The organism is Bacillus badius NBRC 15713, from assembly GCF_001591605.1.
GTDB lineage: Bacteria > Bacillota > Bacilli > Bacillales > Domibacillaceae > Pseudobacillus > Pseudobacillus badius.
Window position 1 is genome coordinate 1 of record NZ_BCVF01000054.1, and the last position, 18237, is coordinate 18237.

Genomic DNA, 18237 nt, shown 5'->3' on the forward strand with positions numbered 1-18237 from the left:
GTAATGTTCTTTATTGAAGTGTCACTTTACTCTCTTTTACCTTCCTCTCAAGGTGGGATGGGTTTTTTTATGGAACTGAAGAATGTTTGGTATCGCTCTATATGGTTTTATGCCATGCTTGTGAGCATTTTCTTTTTGTTTTATTTTAGCTTTTTAAAAAAGCGAGAATAAACTACTATCGTTCTTTTTGATTGAAAATCCTGTTTTTCAGGGTCTTTTCTTTAAGTTCAGAGATAGGCTAATTGAGTAGGGAGAGTATTTTTATCACAGTCCATATAAAAAGGCCGGAATTCACTTGTATTGTATAGAGGCATCTCATGCTAGCTATTTAATTGTGTGCCCGCCCATGTTATAATGAGACACTTAGGATAATTACGACTTTTGCTCATAATTGAACGGATGCTGAAAAAGCCTCCGCCTAGTGATCTAATGTGGAGGTGTAAGAGAATGAATAAACGATGGACAATTGATAAAATTAAAGAATTTGTTGAGAACAATTCAGACAGTAAGCTGCTAACAACAGAATACCATGGTTTTTCTCAAAAGTTACTATTTGAATGTGCATGCGGCACCCATTTTGAAAAAACATTTACGAAATTTAAAAATAATCACCAACGTAAATGTGCCGTATGCCAACCGCCCAAAGTGTCACGCTAACGCACGTTGCGGGGAATCAACTACATAGGGTATGCAATAGTTAGATGAATCATAAATGATGTTTCTGATAGAGTGGAAAGATTTTTCGAAATTAATTTTACAGTTAAAAATAATATTTAAAAAGTGAGTAGGCGAACGAGATGATTGAGGTAAAACTATCTACAATAAGTGAGGGAGAATTTAATAGAGGAGTATTTGCTACATGTGATATCAAAAAAGGGGAGCTTTTACATGAAGCACCTGTTATTTCTTATCCAAACGATCAGCATCAATACATTGAGCAAACTTTACTTGCTGATTATGCTTTTGAGTATGGGATAAATCACTCTGCGATCCTTCTTGGTTATGGAATGTTGTTTAACCATTCTTATGAACCTAATGCAACTTATGAGATTAACTTTAAAAATCATACATTTGACTTTTATGCTTTCACCGATATAAAAGCAGGAGATGAGATTTTAATTAATTATAACGGCGATGTTGATAACAAAGATGAACTATGGTTTAATCAGGACCAAAAAGAATAGCAAAACATTCTCTATAGAACCAGGCAATTAAAGCGAACCCCCACTGAAGGCGCAAAGATTCAGTGGGGGTTTTTATTTATCTACCTGTTCCTCATGCGCCTTAACCTCCTGGCTATTCACATCAACAATGCCTCGATACCTGTGCTGTTCACTTACAGAGACAGAATGATTAAAGAAGAACCGTGCTATAATTTAAGTTAATGACGGCTAGTGACAAGGAGTTTGGATAAAGCAGATGGATATCTATTCATTAAGAGTAGCATTAGAAAATGAGAAGCTTGATGAAGCTGAAATCATTCTAGAGGAAATTGGCAAAAGCAAAAACATAGAGGCTGTTCCTTTACTTGTTGAATATTTAAAGAGTACGGAAAATGTTTTATTGAGAAATTCTATTGCTTTGACATTAAGTGATATAGGAAGCGAAGAGGCAGTACAACCGCTGATAGAAGTAATCAATGACGCAAAAACTTTAGGGCATAGAGGGACTCTGTTATATGCACTGGAACCGTTTGATTGTTCGGCACATATAGAAACACTAGTTGACCATTTGATAAATGGGAACTTTGAAGTGCAAGCCCAAGCATATCAGTTAATAGAAGCAATTAACGGCAGAATACCAGCTGACACCTTATTTAACTGTATTCTAAAAATAAAAGAAGAATTAAATGAAATAGAACGGCAACAGGAGATACTCTCAGAGACGTTGGACACGTTGTTTTCTTTCAAGAAGTATAAATAAATCCAGTGGGTGCTTTACTACAATAGAGCCTATGAAAATGAGGCGTATGCGGAACGCTAGCAAGGCTGGCAGTTCGTATAACATAAGCTTAGTTGTGACATACGCCTGATTTGTTCTTTTAATTCTTCTTAAAGATTCCTGCAAGCAAGAGACCTATGCTAAACATCCATAACAAGGCAGCTGTGATCATCTTAGGGAAGTCTTCCTCCGGAGAAGCCAGTTCCGGCTCAAGATAGATTGGGCCAATCAGTAGCTGTGTCCAAATAAACAAACCAATTGCAGCGATAATAAAAGAGCCCAAAAACCATAAATAAGTACGGGAAAACTTCTGTTTGTACCATGCATATAAAGTGAATACGATAGCGATTCCTAGTGTGCAATAGTAACTTATTAAAATAAAATTACGAGTGTTTTCTTCTAGCCACATAAGTATCCCTTCTTTAAAAATCGATTTGATACATATTCTATTATGGAATCTGCTGCTCTGATCTTGTTGGGCTTATCTTTTTGTCTATGCTGCGATTAAAATGATATTGCGGTAAAAAAAGAAGCCTATCAGTAAGGGGAAAAGGATAGCAGAGTCTATACTGATCAGCCAACTGTTAACACTTTAGTGAAATTTGCTTCTTTACGCCGGTTGAGGAAATAATATACAATTGACATGTAATATGTAATCCTAATGTACCCAACACTAAGAAATGCTTAGGAAAATTTATTGGCTAATGGAGAGATTAGTAAATGGCAGAAGAATTTAACGAAAGTCTTCTTATGAGAAAGAAAGGAAAGAAATTCACAGAAGAAGATTTTACTCAATTTTTAGAGTCTTATGGATTCATAAACATAAAGTTTACAAAGCCAGATGATCGATTAATCAGAGTTCATGCTAGACAACCTGTTATCGTAAATAATAAGACAGACAATCAGCCTAGAACTATGTGGGTACGATGTAATGATGACATGATTATCCAAGAAATCGAATGGTGGGAAGGCTTTTTTTATACTAAAAAAGAGTTAATAAAGTTTGCAGTTCAAGGGTGTTTGATTCTAGTGGCAGTTATTGTATTATTGGTCCTGATTATATGAGCCTTCTAAAGAGGGGACGTTGTCAGTGTTCGAGTGTTGCGTGAAGACCTTCTCTGAGAAGCTAAGCCGAATTTTAAAGGGGCGTCTGCTGTTACAGGAAACACGTACCATTGTACGCTGCTAAGTGCTGTTGATCGGATCAATAGAATTAGGGTGGTATCGCGGTTAACCCCGTCCCGTACTTGGGAGGGGGTTTTTGTATGCTTTTTAGAAATCTTTAGGATCGATATCTATGAGCTCTAATGAAAGGAAAGAAACAGTTGGACAGCTGTAGAGACAAATACGGAATGATTGGGCAGAAGCGGATACCAATAAAAAGAGACGACAAAGGAAAAACCCCTAATTAATTAGGGGTTTCTTGTAAACTATTCTGCATCACTTTCTCAATAGCTGAAAGTGCGGATTCAATATTGTCATAAGTTTCGACAAGAGGATTACTTAAATAAGTTAGTCGAAAGAACTTGTTTAAATAGCAGACAGTAAACATAGGGGTATGGTAATCATTACTAAATTTTAATGTTATTTCACAATCTTCATATTGCTTTAAGGTCCTTAACATTATGTTTATATGATTTGAAGACATCTTATCTTCCTCCCCCTTTCTAACCTAAAGGGAGGTTGACTAAGAAAAGTCTAGAAGGTCCCGATAAATTGTATTTCCTTCCAATTAATCATAACATAGATGTTTTTAAAAATATACAAAAAATTGAAAAAAATAATAGTTAGGGCATAATTCGTTAATCATGCGCAGCAGACATAAAATGAGCAGAAAAAAAGCGCCGGTTGCACTAATAATAATTAACAGGGTTAGTAGCCTTTGCGTTTTTTCATTTTAATCACCGTGTATTACACAGGTTTAATCAAGAATACTCTTTCCTCCAGGGGTATAGCATGGGCAGACCGTCTACTATCATTACAAAATTAATAGAAGGTAAGTTATACTAAACACTTTATATATATTTGCATGAGAAGTAGAGATGAAAAGTCCAATTTTCCAGCATTAAAATGGAGAACTTGGACTTTTGCAGATTATTGCCTGTTTAGGAAGGCTGTTTATTTTTAATCCGATGCTGGAACGCCAGAGTCGCTATAAATATAGTGACTCCCCATAAGAACAATCCTCCGTACGTTACTGCATACACCCAACTGGCTAATCCTTCAGCGTATCCTTTTGGGAGCACTCCTAAAAATTGAAGAGCGGTTAAGAAGCTGATTAGAACAGTCAACAATCCAACTGACCGTCCTGATATGATTAATAACCGTTTTGGCAGTTTCTCCCCCCAGGAAGTTACGAACGCTAAAGCAAATAAAGAGGCCAGTATCGCCAAGATAGCTGTAAAGTCTATTCCAATTGTGTATAACGTGTATAGAAAAGCTGGGCCTTCCTTTAATGTATCACCGAACCCCGCTACATCTTGCACAGCTTGTTTTGTTGTGAGTCCCACCGTTGATCCCCAGGCCCAAAGCGATTTTAAAATGGCATACGGCAGCAGGGCAAGGGCTGCAATATAGCCCCATCCTTTAGTCAAATAAGTTTTACCGGTTACGTCTGATCTCAGATGTTTCTCATTTTTAAAGTTCAAACGACATTCTCCCTTCCCCTTTAAGAAATGAAGTCTAATTAGTTTTACAAACGGCCTTAGGTGTGAATTTCCGAAAGTCTCCGAATAAGTACCCTCTTTTCTATTCTTACTCTATATTAGAGCATTTTTATTCTTGATCGCCTCTAATTGAATTATATAATAGGAACTTATTGGGTGTACTATTATATATTTGTACCTTATGAAACAATAATTGACAGTAAGACGCAGCTTCGTCGTCACAACGAATATTATTCAGTGAGAAGCCAATTTATTGCCTGTATTAGACTTATTTAACGGTGAGGCTATCATTAGGGGCTTTAGTCTTGGAGTGAGCAGGGAAGAAATAGAGGGGCAGGTTCTTGAGGAATAAAGTACTTAATAAAAAGAATGGCTCTAATTGATACTCAAGCCATTCTAGTAAATGATTGATTTAGTCAGTACTTATTTCTTTTTCAAGCTAGTCAATTCACTCATCATCACACCATTAGAAACTGATTTTATAAATCCAATATTTGGAGCGTAGTAAGTGGTGTAGACGTCACTTGATTTTACGGTAACTACATTTTTAAAAGTTCCTGCCGGCGTAGTTAAAGTGCCATTTATTGATGTGATTTTTTTCTTATTTCCCAGTCTGTCCATTGCTTCCCAACTTTTAAAGGATAAGAAAGCTCTGTAAAATAATCTGACTGAGGCCAACCAATATATAGACCTTTGCTATCTTCCTTCATAATATAACTGCCATCTTCGCTGCTCCATTCATCCCAACCATAATGTTTACCTATGTACTGAGTTTTATGGTATTTACCCTCTCATTTATAGGTGTATATTTTCGTTTTGTCCTGTAGAAAGCTATACATTCTAAGGTGCTGGGAAGCAACATATGCTTTTTTCTTTTGATAACCAATTTGCGACCAGCCGTTTTTGGCCTGTGAATATACAGTGACTGAAACATTGTTTTTTAACGACCCCACTTTTTTATAACTTGTGCCTGGTCCACTTCTAACGGTAAGGGAGCCGCTATCGATACTTACCCAACCAACCTTACTCGCTGTTGCTGCACTAGAAGATATTACATTGAATGGCAGTACTGCGGATAGAACTAAAATAAAGGCTATTAAGCTTTTAATGAGAGTTTGTGTGTTCAACTATACCACCTCTTTCTTTATTATAGGCAAATTGTACCTTTTTAACTGGAGGCAGTAAATAAGATTTTGAGTCATTGGTCACTATTTTAGTGCAGATAAAAGTGACTTGCGATAGGTATTAAAAAGAAAAAATAGAAGGAATTTCTAATTTTTTATAGAAATAGTTCTATTAGATTATGCGAAGGGGAGGGTGGCATTGACATTAAATAATATCAAAGGCTTTGAAGAATTAGATAACTTTCTGTTTCAAAACGATATAAATCTTCGATGCAAACACACGAGGCTTTTTCTGAGACATTTAGAGCCAATAGAAGGGGTCATGCTTTTTCTTGTATTAGAAGACGGATCATTAGTGGAATTAGCAGCACATCAATTGGAAGAATCATTTGAGATAGTTCCCTTATCGAATAGAAGCAAAAAATAAATCATTCTTTCCGTATGGCTGCTATTTAATAGAATGAAAAGACAGGAAGGAAGAATTCCAGTTTTTACACAAGTACGGAAGATCAAGAAGCAATTGATGTTAATGGACATGAAGGAATGGGGGAAGGAGCAATGGAGTATAGAGAATTAATGGACTGGAAAGGCCATATATATTTGAATACCTTGTCGGAACCGTTAGAGAACTCATTAAGAATACTTATCGATAAATGCAAAATTAGTCATGAAAGGGAGGGGGCTCATGCAGGTAAATATATAACTGAAATCAGCCCTATTGAAGGAGATATTAATTTCCCAATTATTCAGCTGGATTTTGATTCTTATGTTTCTTATACGATAACAAACGAGTCTTTTACTGTCATGGATGATTATGAAGTCTATCAAGGGGAAGTTTTTAGGATTTACACGAAATCAAGATATTTGGATTTTGTTAAACTAGGCACCATTGCAGAGGATGTTTTCCCTGAAGAGCGTTTTGTTCATTATCAGGTTCCTTGTTTAAATCATATAATTGATATCATTTCTTTTGAAAGTCCTCGCATAACAGAGGTAAAAAGAGGTTAATTCTTTATATTAAACCGGCTAAAGAAAATAGAAAAAGGACAACTTCTGTCCTTTTTTAATGGATGAATTTCAAACAAGCTTATGTTTCCGCAAGCCTCGGCGTCTTTATCGCGGTCACGTTTCAGCTCATAAGCAGGGGACCTTTGCCAACCATCTGTTGGATATTCCTTGCTAATCTTCCTGTGGTTTTTCAATGTTTCCATGTCCATCTTGTGTGAATACTATATCACTTGAAACTAACCCCTTTAATAGGAGCATCTATAAAAAGGTGCTTTCGAATTGCTGTTATCAATTCTATTCCCATTCTTCTTTCAGGATAGCGTAATAATACTCGTCCCACCAATCATTTCCATTCGGAATGCATTTCTTGAAAAATCCTTCTCTTCTCATTCCAATCTTCTCCATTACTCGGTATGATGGTGTGTTTTCAGGCTGACATGTTGCAACAATCCTATGTAAGTTTAGTTTATCGAAACCATATTCTAAGACGCCCTTAGCTGCTTCGGTAGCATATCCTCTTTTTTGAAAAGAGGGATTAAATACCCATCCAATTTCGTATGTGTGATCACCAAAGTATTTATGAAAGGCTATATGGCCAATTAAGGTATTTCTTTCTGTCTCTATAACTGGAAAGTGTTCCGCATGATCTCCTATGTTTTTGTGGATAAATTTTTTCGCTTCCTCTTGCGTATGTACGCCACCTGGGATGTACTTCATAACGTCTTGCTTTGACGTATATTCATATACGTCTTCCAGATCATCAGCTTGAAATTCACGTATCAATAATCTATTTGTTTTTATATTCATTGTAAATTCTCCTTTGTAAAATCGCTGGTCATTGGGGTATCAAGAAAAACGGATCTCTTGTTGGATAAGAAATAAATGTCCATACCCGACATTTAGACAATTTAAGTGTATCATATATTTCCTAATTTGGAATTTAATCTCCTTTTAATCATTGTTTATTACCGAAAGCTATCTAGTGATAATCAAGTTATTAAAAATTTCATGATAGATATAGCACTTGGATAGTTTGTAAGCAAAGTTTTGAGAAGGCTTAACTAAAAGGATATTATATAAGTATTTAATTATTTACAAATATAATGTGTTGTACTATATTAAATAAGAATTCACTTATATAGGAGGGCTTATGGACATTCAGTTGATAGAAAAGCAATTAAAAGCGTTGGCTGATATCAATCGTCTCAAATTGGTTGCTTGTTTAAAGCAAGGAGAAGTTTGCGTTTGCGACTTTGTGGAGGTCTTGCAGATTTCCCAACCAGCTGTCAGTCAACATTTACGTAAATTAAAAGAGGCAGGCATTATTACAGAACGCAAAGTGGGCACCTGGAAACACTATCGGCTAGTCGGCGAGTTAACATCTATAGTACAAACCGTTGTTGATGAGCTTGAAGCAATCTCTATTGCTCAATGCAAGAAGGAGGGCTCATCTTGCTCATCTTAGCTAGTTTAATTTTTATTGCAACGTTGATTTTTGTCATTTGGCAGCCGAAAGGATTAAATATTGGCTGGTCCGCTTGTGCAGGTGCATTGCTTGCCTTGCTGACAGGAGTAGTTGATAGCGCGGATGTTCTTGATGTGGTCAATATTACCTGGAATGCAACACTTAGCTTTATTGCGATTATTATCATTTCACTAATTTTAGATGAGATTGGGTTATTTGAATGGGCTGCACTCCACATGGCCCGTTTGGCAAAAGGCCACGGCATTAAAATGTTTATCTATGTGAGCATACTTGGCGCAATTGTAGCAGCTCTATTTGCCAATGACGGAGCAGCGCTTATTTTAACGCCAATTGTACTGGCGATGGTACGTAATTTACAGTTTAAAGAGAAGATGATTTTTCCATTTATTATGGCAAGCGGCTTTATTGCAGATACGACAAGCTTGCCTTTTGTCGTAAGCAACCTAGTGAACATTGTGTCTGCGGATTTCTTTGGTATTGGGTTTGTTGAATATGCGGTACATATGATCTTGCCGAATGTCTTCTCTTTACTGGCAACCATTACCGTACTTCTCTTGTATTTTCGAAAGTCTATTCCACGCACGTATGAAATCGCAATGCTGAAACAGCCTGAGGAAGCAATTAAAGATAACAGGATGTTTCGTTTATCGTGGGGGGTTTTGCTGGTATTAGTGCTTGGCTATTTCTCCAGTGAATGGACGGGCATTCCCGTATCGCTCGTTGCAGGGACCATTGCGTTTCTCTTCTTACTAATGGCGGGAAAAAGCGCTGCAGTCAACACAGCGGCAGTGGTTAAAGGAGCACCATGGAATATCGTGTTCTTCTCCATTGGAATGTACGTCGTTGTATATGGGCTAGGGAATGCAGGTTTAACGGAAGCGCTGGCTTCAGTGATTAATGCGACTGCAGAACAAGGACTGTTTGTGACAACCATCGCAATGGGCTTTATTGCGGCATTTTTGTCCTCGATCATGAATAATATGCCGACTGTTATGATCGATGCGCTTGCTATCGCAGAAACAAATACATCTGGTGTACTTCGTGAAGCCCTCATTTATGCAAACATTATTGGCTCTGACTTAGGACCAAAAATTACGCCAATCGGTTCACTTGCGACACTTGTATGGCTTTACGTCCTGAGCCAAAAAGGTGTGAAAATTTCTTGGGGAACTTACTTTAAGACAGGGATTCTTTTAACAATCCCTATTCTATTTATTACACTCATTGGCCTGTATTTTACATTAATAATGAGTTAAAAGGAGAAATTAAGATGGCTAAAAAACTACTTTATTTTTTATGTACGGGCAACTCTTGCCGCAGTCAAATGGCCGAAGGATTTGGAAAATACTATTTAGAGGATAAGTGGATCGTCAAAAGTGCGGGTGTAGAAGCACACGGTTTAAATCCAAATGCAGTGAAAGCAATGAAAGAAGCGGGGATTGATATCTCAAATCACACATCAGATATCCTTGATTTAGAAACACTTCATACTGCAGATTTTATCGTTACACTTTGTGGAGATGCAGCAGATAAATGCCCCATGACACCGCCTTCCATTCGTCGAGAACACTGGGGATTTGACGACCCGGCTAAAGCAACAGGTACGGAAGAAGAGATTTGGGCTGAATTCCAGCGTGTGCGTGATGAAATCGGCGGACGTATTCAACAATTCGCAAAAGAGGAAGAAACGAAATAAAGTGTGTCCACGAACAAATAGTGAAATAAAAAAGCTAAATAGCTTTTTTATTTCTTGTATATATAAGTAAAGAGTTATGTAAAGGAGTGTTTACCATGAAATTTAATATTATCCAGCCATCAAATTGCTGTGATCCAGGTACAGGGGGCTGCGAGCCAGCGTTACCGGTTGCAGTCATTGGCGCAGGACCAATTGGTTTAGCAGCAGCAGCACATTTAACAGAACGAAAAATCCCCTTCTTCTTACTAGAAAAAGGAGAGGTTGCTGCCAATGTACGCACATGGGAGCATGTTACCTTATTTTCACCTTGGCAATATAATATGGATGAAGCAGGTAAACGGTTATTATTTAAAATAGGCTGGCAAGCACCGAATGAAGAAAGCATACCGACCGGAAAAGAGTTATTGGAAGGTTATTTAACGCCATTAGCTAAGCTCTTCACACCAAACATTTATACGAACCATGAAGTTGCAGCCATTACACGCGATGGATTGGATCGCATGAAAACAACAAATCGTTCTTCACAGCCGTTTCTGTTATACGTCGAAACACCAAGTGGCTTAAGAAAAATGAAGGCTAAGGCAGTTATTGACGCGACAGGAACTTGGGGAAATCCAAATCCGGCGATAAGTAATAGTGTGTGGTTACGAACGGAAAAAGAGCTAGCTTTGCTTATCGATTACCATATTCCAAACGTAGAGACCAATAAAGAATTATATGCAAATAAACGCATTGCTGTGGTTGGGGGAGGACATTCAGCGATTAACTCGTTACTTAATTTAATTAAGTTAAAACAAAACTATCCTGACACCTCGGTCACCTGGATTTTGCGTAAAAAGCGTGTGGAAGAGGCATTTGGCGGAGGATTAAATGATGAACTCGCTGCTCGTGGCGAGTTAGGGCTTCGTATTGCAAAAGCCGTTCGCAAAGGTCTCATTCAAGTAGAAACGCCATTTATGATAACAGATATGCGTAAACAAAACGGGATTGTCTTATTGTCTAATGAGAAAATATTGGAGCCGTTTGATCGCTTAATTGTCAATACCGGCAACCGGCCAAACTTTGACTTTCATCGCGAGCTGCGATTCGAAAGAGAAGCCATAACAGAAGCCGTACCGGCACTGGCTCCATTAATTGATCCAAACGAACATAGTTGCGGCAGCGTGCCAGCGCATGGTGAGAAGGAATTACGCCAGCCTGAATCAAACTTTTACATTGTAGGTTCAAAATCATATGGTCGGGCACCGACATTTTTAATGGCAACGGGCTATGAACAGGTGCGTTCAGTTGTGGCTTTCTTAGCAGGAGATAAAGAGGCTGCTGCCAATGTGCAGCTGCAGCTCCCCGAAACAGGCGTTTGTCATAGTGGAGCGGGTGGATGTTGTTAGTGACACACTAATACAGGACTGACAGAAATGATACACATAATAAGCTTGAAAGATCTAAAAGAAGTTGTATTCATTTGCCGATAGGAAATAGATGCAGGAATGGCATCATTTGAAACTCAACCACCCGTAGACGTTCTGCTTGACTATTTGTATATAGAAAGAGGAGAAGGTAAGAAAGAATCTTAGGGGTAACGGCTGATTGCTTTGGGAAAACACTTTTTTGTGACCCATGCTGAATCACTTGGTGAAACCTTTCAATCGAAGAGAGTGATTTTAAGAAAAGTAAATTATATCCATTTTTACCTAAACAGCCAGTTACCGGAAAAGCACCGTAACTGGCTGTTTTAATTTTTGAGCCAATCATCAAGGCATTTTATGATTTAAACTATCAAAAAAAGCATCTTAGAACCGATAACTATTAGGAATACATAGAATATGAGGTGCTTACAGTGAAGTGGTTTTATAATTTAAAGATTGTCACAAAGCTCATTTCTTCTTTTATTGTGCTGGCAGCCATAGTGGCGTTTGTTGGATTTATGGGGGTAGCTGGCATAAATAAATTAAGTGCAGAAATGAATGATATGTACGAAAATAATTTGAAGCCTATTAATTACCTGTCCGATACGATGATCCTATACCAGAGAGTGAGGGTGAATATTCGCGATATGACCTTTATCGCCACTGCGCCAGAGGAAAACGCTGAGTATGAGGAAAAGCTGACTGGACTTAAAGGAGAGATTCAGGCTACATTAGATGAATATAGCAATACGAAACTAACTGATCAAGAAACCGTGGTATATAAAGAACTTCCATCAGCTTTGGAAGAGTATTATTTGTTATTGGATCAAGCTATAGAAATAGCGAGGAAAAATGATGTGCAAGCATATCAAAAAATCCAGCCTAAATTTACAGAATCCGGGGATAAAGTGCAAAGTATCTTACAAGAATTAATCGATATTAATGAAGAGCTTGCACAGCAAAAAGATAGAGAAGGAGAAAGCATGGCTGCTTCTTCTAGAAACTTAACTCTATTCATTATCAGTTTAGCTGTGATACTGAGTATTGGCTTAGGTTATTTTATTGCCCGAATCATTGGCGGACCTTTAGGCAGGGTGGTCGATGTAGTAAGTGCGGTGGCACAAGGGGACTTAAGTGAACAGGTTGAGATCAATAGAAAAGATGAAATCGGAAGACTGGGAAATGAAATCAATCGAATGGTTGACAATTTAAAAGGCTTGGTTAGCAGTGTAAAACAAAACTCTGAACAGGTGGCTGCAGCGTCAGAGGAACTTTCCGCTAGTGCCGAACAAACAAGCAAGGCAACAGAGCAAATTTCCACTGCGGTACTTCAAGCGGCAGACGGTACCGAAAGTCAGACTAGAAGTGTACAGGAGGCTTCTCAAAGTATCAATAAAATGTCTGATGGAATTCAGCAAGTATCAACGGCTTCCCAAAGTGTTTCCTCAGCGGTCGACTTAACATTAGACAAAGCTGAAGAGGGGAAAACCTCTGTTCAAACGGCAGTAGGTCAAATGACTCGAATTAATGAAACAGTCCACAAGCTTGGAACAGTTATTGTAGAACTTGGAGAGCACTCCAAAAAAATTGGCAGCATCACAGAGGTGATTACAGGGATTTCTGAGCAAACCAATTTACTCGCCTTGAATGCAGCCATCGAGGCAGCCCGCGCTGGAGAGAGCGGAAAAGGCTTTGCTGTTGTGGCGAATGAAGTAAGAAAGCTGGCGGAGCAATCCTCTAAATCAGCCCAAGAGATTTCTACCTTGGTCACATGGATACAAAAAGAAACCAGCAATGCTGTTTCATCCATGGAAAAGGCAAAGAATGAGGTTGACGAAGGAATCGAAGTGGTTGAAACAGCGGGCGGCTCGTTTGAGCAGATCTATCAATCTATAAGTGATGTAGCGAGCCAGGCCCAAAAGGTATCCACAGCTATTGAGCAGGTCGCTGCCGGTTCAAAAGAAATTGTACGGGCAGTGGATTCCATTGTTCAAGTAACGGAGGAGACGGCAGCTGGAACGCAAGAGGTCTCTGCGGCTACAGAAGAACAATTGGCATCGATGGAGGACATTTCCCAGTCTGCGTTTTCACTGTCGCGTATGGCGGAAGAGTTACAAGAAAAAGTAAGTACATTTAAAATATCTAAGTAAAAATGATGCAGAGCCCTTCTTGTTTCAAGGAGGGCTCTGCTTTTATTGTCAGTATTTATTCCATTGGGATATACTCGCTTCAAGTTTATTGAACTCATGAGAAGAGTATAACTTTCCTGGCTAGATCAATCGACTATTTGATAAGGTACTTCAACACCTTCATCGATAAATAAATGATTCGCAACATCTATATAACTCATCGTATTGCGTACCCAGTAATACGATTCATCTATTTTAAAAAGTGGCACAGACAACTGATGTTCAAATGAAATCATAAATTGTACACTCTTTTCAATCGTAAACCTTGTGCCAAGTCCGTCTGCTAATTCATATCGACCTGTAATATCATCTTTATTAGTGACTGGTAAGATGACTACATGTTTTGGTGCTTCTACAGCATGCTGAATTCCCATTAAGCAATTCATAATTTCTTGTTCATATTGCGGAAATACTTCTTGATTCGTCGCTAACACAATCACTTCTTTGGTTGATCTATTAATAAAGGCTTGTGCTGAGCAACCAATCCATCCGCCTGTATGACCTATCCACTCATCCTGAATGATAAAACCATGGCCATAATGCTCAGCGGATTTTGTTGGCGTCAACATGAATTCCACAGTTTCTTTGTTAAGGAACCGACCTTGCCAAACTGCTTTTAAAAACGTCGCCACCTCTTCCACTGTTGAATAAATGCCACCGTCCCCATATCCCTCACTATATTTTTCAATTTCGGGTGAGTAGGGGTCATCATGAACCTTTCTATATTGTTGATTCTGATAATCATATATTTGACCATACGCTTCCCGGTGTTTTAGAGGCTGAGTTGTTGTATGGGTTAGATTTAATGGTTTTGCAATAAATGTTTGTAAATACCTTTCATATGATAAACCGCTTATTTCCTCAATTATTTTTGCAAGCAAAACATAGTTTGTATTACTATAAGACCAATGCTCATTTGGCGCATATTGTGGCTGTACTACTTCGATAAATGTTTCAATACTTATTGTTACATCTTCTGCGATATACTCTGGAATACCAGATGTATGTGTAAGCAAGTGTTTTACCGTTACCTCTGTAAAATGCGGTGCATGAAACCAACTTGTCATTTTATCTTCTAACCGCAACTGTCCTTTTTCGATTAGTTGGAACGTCATTACTGCTGTAAACATTTTACTTAATGATGCTAAATTAAATTGTGTATTTTTGTTAATGAGCTGCTTCTTTGCGAGTTCTTGATAACCATGATAATACTCCTTAACCTGTCCATTTGCTTTAAAATAAACTGCACCGTTAAACGCGATATTTTTAAGTAAATCTTCCACTTATTAGCCTCCTAAATAAATTAGATATCTAACATATTGGACGTGAAGAAATCTTTATAATTCCTTCATCGCAATACTCTTTAATTTTCCAACAATACGCTCTAATTCATCTAACTCATTTGCTGAAAGTTTGCTGTAAATTTTATCTGCGATTTGCCGTTCTACATAATCTTGCTTCGAAAAATACTCCAATCCATTTTCATCTAACGTTATCAATACTTCCCGTCGATTTTGGAGGTTAATTTCTCGTTTGATAAATTTATTCTTTTCCAATTTCGCTATTAATTGGCTTACTGCGCTAGAGCTAATGTTCATTTCTATCGCAATTTCACCAACCGTAATCCGTTTTGCTAAGTACACAATATCCAATACCACCGCTTGTTGTGTTGTAATACCGCTATTTAAATATTGCTTATACTGTTTGTATATCAACCGGTTTATTGTATATTCAGCTTCATTAATACGCTTAACCTGTTTATATAAAGACAAAAGATCACCCGCTAATATGTTAGATATCTAATATATTACCAAGTGAGTTTTCAAACGTCAATCTTCTATTTCAAGTGCTGTTGATTTAAAAGTCATTTAGTCAACTAAAAAGTGTCATCTCGGCGGCTGTAATCAAAGTCTGCTCTTGCTAGAATGGACATCCACTGATACCAGGCAAACAAAGTGAAATGCCCACTGACAGGATTGGATATGCAACGGCAAGCCAGCTCAATAGAGAATGCGGAAAATACCTCTAGAGGCAGAAGGAGTAGATTGGAGGTTAAAATGATGACATGCAGGCTATACCGTGGAACATATGTTGATAAAGGGGCAACGGTTCTTTGATGTCTATGCAACCTTATCCGATCTGTGGACCAAAGGCAAAAGAAATTCATGGTCAGGAACAAGCGGAGTTTCGAAAGCGATTTGAAGAAGCGAAGCATCTGGCGGGAAAGGAAGTTAGTTGATGACAGTTCAATCGAAAGACAGCAACGAAAAAGTAATAATCGATGGCATTACTTTCGGCAGCAAATCAGAAGCGAGCTATTATGAGAATTTGAAACGGATACAGGAGAATGATCAGATTCTCTTTTTTCGGACGCAGCCAAGGTACTTACTGCAAGAAGCTTTTACAAAGAACGGGGTCCTGCATGAGCAAATTGAATATGCAGCTGATTTTGAAGTGCATCACAAGGACGGAAGTATTGAAGTGATAGACTTCAAGGGAGCAGAGACTGAAGCCTTTAAAATCAAGCGGAAGCTGTTTGAGAAAAAGTATCCTCATATCTTGAGTTTGTTTACATATAATCCGGATGATGAGGGGGCATCCTTCCCATGAAGGCGTGACCTCAGTGCGGTTTCATGACGAAAGCTGTTGAGGAGTAGTGGACACAAAATGTGACAAAGCCAAGTGATTAGGCTTATATGGACAGCCACATAAAAAATGCGAGACAGATAACAAGAGAAGCAAGTGCTGTGAGCACTCCGCCTATAATCATCAAATGTATTTGTAAACTTTTCCGTTCTTGTTTTTTCAAATTCATCACCGCTTACTAACATAACAAGATTAGGAACAAGTTTACAAGTGAATTGTATAACATTTCATTAATTATGCATCGCTATCATCCATTAATTTCCCTATTGCTTGATTCTCCTAAGTAAAGGAATAAATGGTATGATATATACATATATAGATTGGGGGTTATTGCAATGAACAAGATTAAAAAATGGCTGGTATCCGGGATGGCCGCAGCAGGACTCCTCATTTCCAGTGTGCCATTTAATATAGAGGCGGCTACAACAAAAACTGATCGGGTTGTTGCTTTTGGAGACAGTAATACGTCTGGATCATATTTGCCCAAAGAGTTCCCGAAGTATCCTACTCACAACTGGCCTAACGTTGCAGGCGTGGTCAATAAAGGTGTAAGCGGAAATACGACAGCCCAGGCCATAAAGAGATTTAAGAAAGATGTACTAGACTTAAATCCAGCAGCTGTTGTTATGATGTTCGGGCTAAACGATGCATTGATTAACTCTACAACTGGACAGCCGCAAGTCAGCAAGGCTCAGTTTGAAAAAAATCTTACGAGCATGGTCTTACAGTTAAAAGAAAGACATACTCAGGTTATACTGATGACTAATCTGCCTGTTAATGAGGGTGTATATTATAAATACCATTCCGCCGACAACCCTAAAATAAGAGAAATATATACTAATAAAGGCGGCCTTCGCAAATGGGAGAACAGCTATAACGATATTATCCGAAAAGTAGCTAAGACACACAAGGTTCAACTCGTAGATAACTATGCAAATGCCGTATTGAAAGCTGGAAATGCGACAGATACAAAAATTTCTAAAAGTGGCTTAGTGGATCCGCTGCTAGGCTTCCACTGGACGCCAAAAGGGCATAGCATGGTCGCTTACTCTGTAAACCACTATTTAAATCAGATGTTTCCTTATGCTAAATAAACATTCACTTTGTAATAGGAAGAAACTTGACTTCTTTACTCCACTATAATGCTGTATAGCGTTTAAAATGTTTAACGGATAGGCTAACGGAAAAGCCGGGGCACTATTAACATTCTACTATTAAGAAGTAAAGTTGTTCAGGCCCCCTCTTTAACTAACGAGGCAGGTGAGTGGAAGTAGAAATGGTCTCATTTCCTGCCCCAGCTGAATCATATAGATAAAAAAGTAGGTGTGTAATCAATTGTTTTCCTGGAGGATAACCAAATATAATCCTGAAAATAGAGATGAAGGAGGTTCCTATCTTGATGACAAAGAGTGGACTTGTTTTTCTGAGGTAGGAACTAAAGTAAGTGAAGAAGAGTACTTGAGAACAGAAACGGATTACATAAATGCGATCACTTCTTTTATGGAAGAGATGGGTTTAAATAAAGTGTATTTAAACGATTTAGAAATATGGTCTGACGAGGTTGTGAGCCAAAATTCTGCTAGTTTTTTACAAAAAATGTGGACGGGTAAAGTAGTAACTTTACAAGAAATCAGAGAGTTAGCCAAGTTAACCTTACGCAACGTTATTTGGTGTAAATTAAGTTACAAAAAAGAGTTTTTTGTTCATTTCGGATACGATTATTATATGTACATTGGAGCGATGAAAGATTGTCCGAGCGCTCGAAAAAAGATCCAAGCTACCGGGCTATACGTTGAGAATGTTAATTCTCCTTATTAAAGAAAAGATGCTGGATAGCATGGCAAAGATCATACTTTTTTAAAAAAATAAGTAATAGTGGAGATATTTATTGAAAGCAACATCAAAAGCTGAAATTAAAGCTAAATTACAGGAAATCAATTTCGTGGCACCCTTTCCATCTGAGGATTTAGAGTTAATAGAAGAAAACCATAGGGATGAACTGCTTTATCATACGGATAAAATTACGCTGACGGAAGATTTTCATAATTTTCTTCTTGTTATAGCTGGAAGTGCTA

22 protein-coding genes are annotated in these 18237 nt (G+C 38.0%); 16 read left to right on the forward strand and 6 right to left on the reverse strand.

All coding sequences use genetic code 11. From position 1 onward, the window contains the following. The first annotated feature begins 447 nt into the window (after positions 1–447). The 3 genes from BBA02S_RS18025 (at position 448) to BBA02S_RS18035 (ending at position 1923) form a co-directional block, all read left to right on the forward strand. Positions 448–657 carry a hypothetical protein gene (locus tag BBA02S_RS18025; RefSeq protein WP_041096570.1) on the forward strand — a complete coding sequence of 70 codons (210 nt, stop codon included), beginning with the start codon at positions 448–450 and terminating at the stop codon, positions 655–657. 140 nt (positions 658–797) lie between these two features. Further along, positions 798–1184 carry an SET domain-containing protein gene (locus BBA02S_RS18030; protein WP_041114607.1) on the forward strand — a complete coding sequence of 129 codons (387 nt, stop codon included), beginning with the start codon at positions 798–800 and terminating at the stop codon, positions 1182–1184. Between the two features lie 235 nt (positions 1185–1419). Further along, positions 1420–1923, forward strand: a complete 504-nt coding sequence (locus tag BBA02S_RS18035) for a HEAT repeat domain-containing protein (RefSeq protein WP_041096566.1) — start codon at positions 1420–1422, stop codon at positions 1921–1923. A gap of 118 nt (positions 1924–2041) precedes the next feature. Here BBA02S_RS18035 and BBA02S_RS18040 read toward each other — a convergent pair whose 3' ends face one another. Next, on the reverse strand, positions 2042–2350 hold the full coding sequence (locus BBA02S_RS18040; RefSeq protein WP_041096564.1) for a hypothetical protein: 309 nt from the start codon (positions 2348–2350) through the stop codon (positions 2042–2044). Between the two features lie 311 nt (positions 2351–2661). On the opposite strand from BBA02S_RS18040, the gene BBA02S_RS18045 reads away from it, so the two are divergent. Beyond that, positions 2662–3006: a hypothetical protein gene (locus tag BBA02S_RS18045; protein ID WP_041096562.1), complete on the forward strand. Its 345-nt coding sequence runs from the start codon at positions 2662–2664 to the stop codon at positions 3004–3006. 1040 nt (positions 3007–4046) lie between these two features. On the opposite strand, the gene BBA02S_RS18055 is transcribed toward BBA02S_RS18045, so the two are convergent. Both BBA02S_RS18055 and BBA02S_RS18060 read right to left on the reverse strand, forming a co-directional pair. Continuing rightward, positions 4047–4589, reverse strand: a complete 543-nt coding sequence (locus BBA02S_RS18055) for a hypothetical protein (protein ID WP_041114605.1) — start codon at positions 4587–4589, stop codon at positions 4047–4049. Between the two features lie 809 nt (positions 4590–5398). After that, complete coding sequence (locus tag BBA02S_RS18060) at positions 5399–5734, reverse strand: SH3 domain-containing protein (protein WP_052477449.1); 336 nt, start codon at positions 5732–5734, stop codon at positions 5399–5401. A 196-nt stretch (positions 5735–5930) separates the two neighbouring features. On the opposite strand from BBA02S_RS18060, the gene BBA02S_RS18065 reads away from it, so the two are divergent. Together BBA02S_RS18065 and BBA02S_RS18070 are read left to right on the forward strand one after the other, a co-directional pair. After that, complete coding sequence (locus BBA02S_RS18065; RefSeq protein ID WP_041096558.1) at positions 5931–6158, forward strand: hypothetical protein; 228 nt, start codon at positions 5931–5933, stop codon at positions 6156–6158. A 131-nt stretch (positions 6159–6289) separates the two neighbouring features. Further along, the gene (locus BBA02S_RS18070; protein ID WP_041114604.1) at positions 6290–6739 is read left to right on the forward strand and encodes a hypothetical protein; all 450 of its coding nucleotides are present in this window, start codon (positions 6290–6292) and stop codon (positions 6737–6739) included. 294 nt (positions 6740–7033) lie between these two features. Here BBA02S_RS18070 and BBA02S_RS18080 read toward each other — a convergent pair whose 3' ends face one another. After that, positions 7034–7546 carry a GNAT family N-acetyltransferase gene (locus BBA02S_RS18080; protein ID WP_041096551.1) on the reverse strand — a complete coding sequence of 171 codons (513 nt, stop codon included), beginning with the start codon at positions 7544–7546 and terminating at the stop codon, positions 7034–7036. Between the two features lie 343 nt (positions 7547–7889). Between BBA02S_RS18080 and BBA02S_RS18085 the strand changes: the two genes are divergently transcribed. The 5 genes from BBA02S_RS18085 (at position 7890) to BBA02S_RS21770 (ending at position 13477) form a co-directional block, all read left to right on the forward strand. Beyond that, positions 7890–8204, forward strand: coding sequence for an ArsR/SmtB family transcription factor (locus tag BBA02S_RS18085; protein WP_041096549.1), 315 nt, complete (start codon positions 7890–7892; stop codon positions 8202–8204). After that, on the forward strand, positions 8171–9481 hold the full coding sequence (locus BBA02S_RS18090) for an arsenic transporter (RefSeq protein WP_041096547.1): 1311 nt from the start codon (positions 8171–8173) through the stop codon (positions 9479–9481). Before BBA02S_RS18085 ends, BBA02S_RS18090 begins: the two co-directional genes overlap by 34 nt. Before the next feature lie 14 nt (positions 9482–9495). Further along, positions 9496–9921 (forward strand): arsenate reductase (thioredoxin), encoded by a 426-nt coding sequence (gene arsC / locus BBA02S_RS18095; protein ID WP_041096545.1) that lies wholly within the window; start codon positions 9496–9498, stop codon positions 9919–9921. A 95-nt stretch (positions 9922–10016) separates the two neighbouring features. Then, positions 10017–11309: an NAD(P)-binding domain-containing protein gene (locus BBA02S_RS18100; RefSeq protein WP_041114603.1), complete on the forward strand. Its 1293-nt coding sequence runs from the start codon at positions 10017–10019 to the stop codon at positions 11307–11309. Between the two features lie 449 nt (positions 11310–11758). After that, positions 11759–13477, forward strand: a complete 1719-nt coding sequence (locus BBA02S_RS21770; RefSeq protein ID WP_041096541.1) for a methyl-accepting chemotaxis protein — start codon at positions 11759–11761, stop codon at positions 13475–13477. A gap of 125 nt (positions 13478–13602) precedes the next feature. Here BBA02S_RS21770 and BBA02S_RS18110 read toward each other — a convergent pair whose 3' ends face one another. Both BBA02S_RS18110 and BBA02S_RS18115 read right to left on the reverse strand, forming a co-directional pair. Next, entirely contained in the window at positions 13603–14799 is a 1197-nt protein-coding gene (locus tag BBA02S_RS18110; RefSeq protein WP_041114602.1) for a serine hydrolase domain-containing protein, read from the reverse strand. 54 nt (positions 14800–14853) lie between these two features. Further along, positions 14854–15288 carry a MarR family winged helix-turn-helix transcriptional regulator gene (locus BBA02S_RS18115; RefSeq protein WP_041114601.1) on the reverse strand — a complete coding sequence of 145 codons (435 nt, stop codon included), beginning with the start codon at positions 15286–15288 and terminating at the stop codon, positions 14854–14856. Between the two features lie 341 nt (positions 15289–15629). Between BBA02S_RS18115 and BBA02S_RS21390 the strand changes: the two genes are divergently transcribed. The 5 genes from BBA02S_RS21390 to BBA02S_RS18135 all read left to right on the forward strand — a co-directional run. Then, the gene (locus tag BBA02S_RS21390; protein ID WP_255211764.1) at positions 15630–15755 is read left to right on the forward strand and encodes a hypothetical protein; all 126 of its coding nucleotides are present in this window, start codon (positions 15630–15632) and stop codon (positions 15753–15755) included. Beyond that, complete coding sequence (locus BBA02S_RS18120) at positions 15755–16126, forward strand: DUF1064 domain-containing protein (protein WP_052475099.1); 372 nt, start codon at positions 15755–15757, stop codon at positions 16124–16126. The genes BBA02S_RS21390 and BBA02S_RS18120 overlap by 1 nt, the downstream gene beginning before the upstream one ends. 371 nt (positions 16127–16497) lie before the next feature. Further along, positions 16498–17256 carry an SGNH/GDSL hydrolase family protein gene (locus tag BBA02S_RS18125; RefSeq protein ID WP_052477447.1) on the forward strand — a complete coding sequence of 253 codons (759 nt, stop codon included), beginning with the start codon at positions 16498–16500 and terminating at the stop codon, positions 17254–17256. A gap of 241 nt (positions 17257–17497) precedes the next feature. Next, complete coding sequence (locus BBA02S_RS18130) at positions 17498–17980, forward strand: hypothetical protein (protein WP_041114600.1); 483 nt, start codon at positions 17498–17500, stop codon at positions 17978–17980. Positions 17981–18050: 70 nt separating this feature from the next. After that, the coding region (locus BBA02S_RS18135; RefSeq protein ID WP_156477592.1) for a hypothetical protein at positions 18051–18237 on the forward strand (187 nt) is incomplete at its 3' end.

Coding starts and splice junctions, on each gene's coding strand:
- BBA02S_RS18025 (WP_041096570.1), top strand. CDS start 448: ATGAATAAACGATGGACAATTGATAAAATTAAAGAATTTGTTGAGAAC.
- BBA02S_RS18030 (WP_041114607.1), top strand. CDS start 798: ATGATTGAGGTAAAACTATCTACAATAAGTGAGGGAGAATTTAATAGA.
- BBA02S_RS18035 (WP_041096566.1), top strand. CDS start 1,420: ATGGATATCTATTCATTAAGAGTAGCATTAGAAAATGAGAAGCTTGAT.
- BBA02S_RS18040 (WP_041096564.1), bottom strand. CDS start 2,350: ATGTGGCTAGAAGAAAACACTCGTAATTTTATTTTAATAAGTTACTAT.
- BBA02S_RS18045 (WP_041096562.1), top strand. CDS start 2,662: ATGGCAGAAGAATTTAACGAAAGTCTTCTTATGAGAAAGAAAGGAAAG.
- BBA02S_RS18070 (WP_041114604.1), top strand. CDS start 6,290: ATGGAGTATAGAGAATTAATGGACTGGAAAGGCCATATATATTTGAAT.
- BBA02S_RS18080 (WP_041096551.1), bottom strand. CDS start 7,546: ATGAATATAAAAACAAATAGATTATTGATACGTGAATTTCAAGCTGAT.
- BBA02S_RS18085 (WP_041096549.1), top strand. CDS start 7,890: ATGGACATTCAGTTGATAGAAAAGCAATTAAAAGCGTTGGCTGATATC.
- BBA02S_RS18090 (WP_041096547.1), top strand. CDS start 8,171: ATGCAAGAAGGAGGGCTCATCTTGCTCATCTTAGCTAGTTTAATTTTT.
- arsC (WP_041096545.1), top strand. CDS start 9,496: ATGGCTAAAAAACTACTTTATTTTTTATGTACGGGCAACTCTTGCCGC.
- BBA02S_RS18100 (WP_041114603.1), top strand. CDS start 10,017: ATGAAATTTAATATTATCCAGCCATCAAATTGCTGTGATCCAGGTACA.
- BBA02S_RS18120 (WP_052475099.1), top strand. CDS start 15,755: ATGACAGTTCAATCGAAAGACAGCAACGAAAAAGTAATAATCGATGGC.
- BBA02S_RS18125 (WP_052477447.1), top strand. CDS start 16,498: ATGAACAAGATTAAAAAATGGCTGGTATCCGGGATGGCCGCAGCAGGA.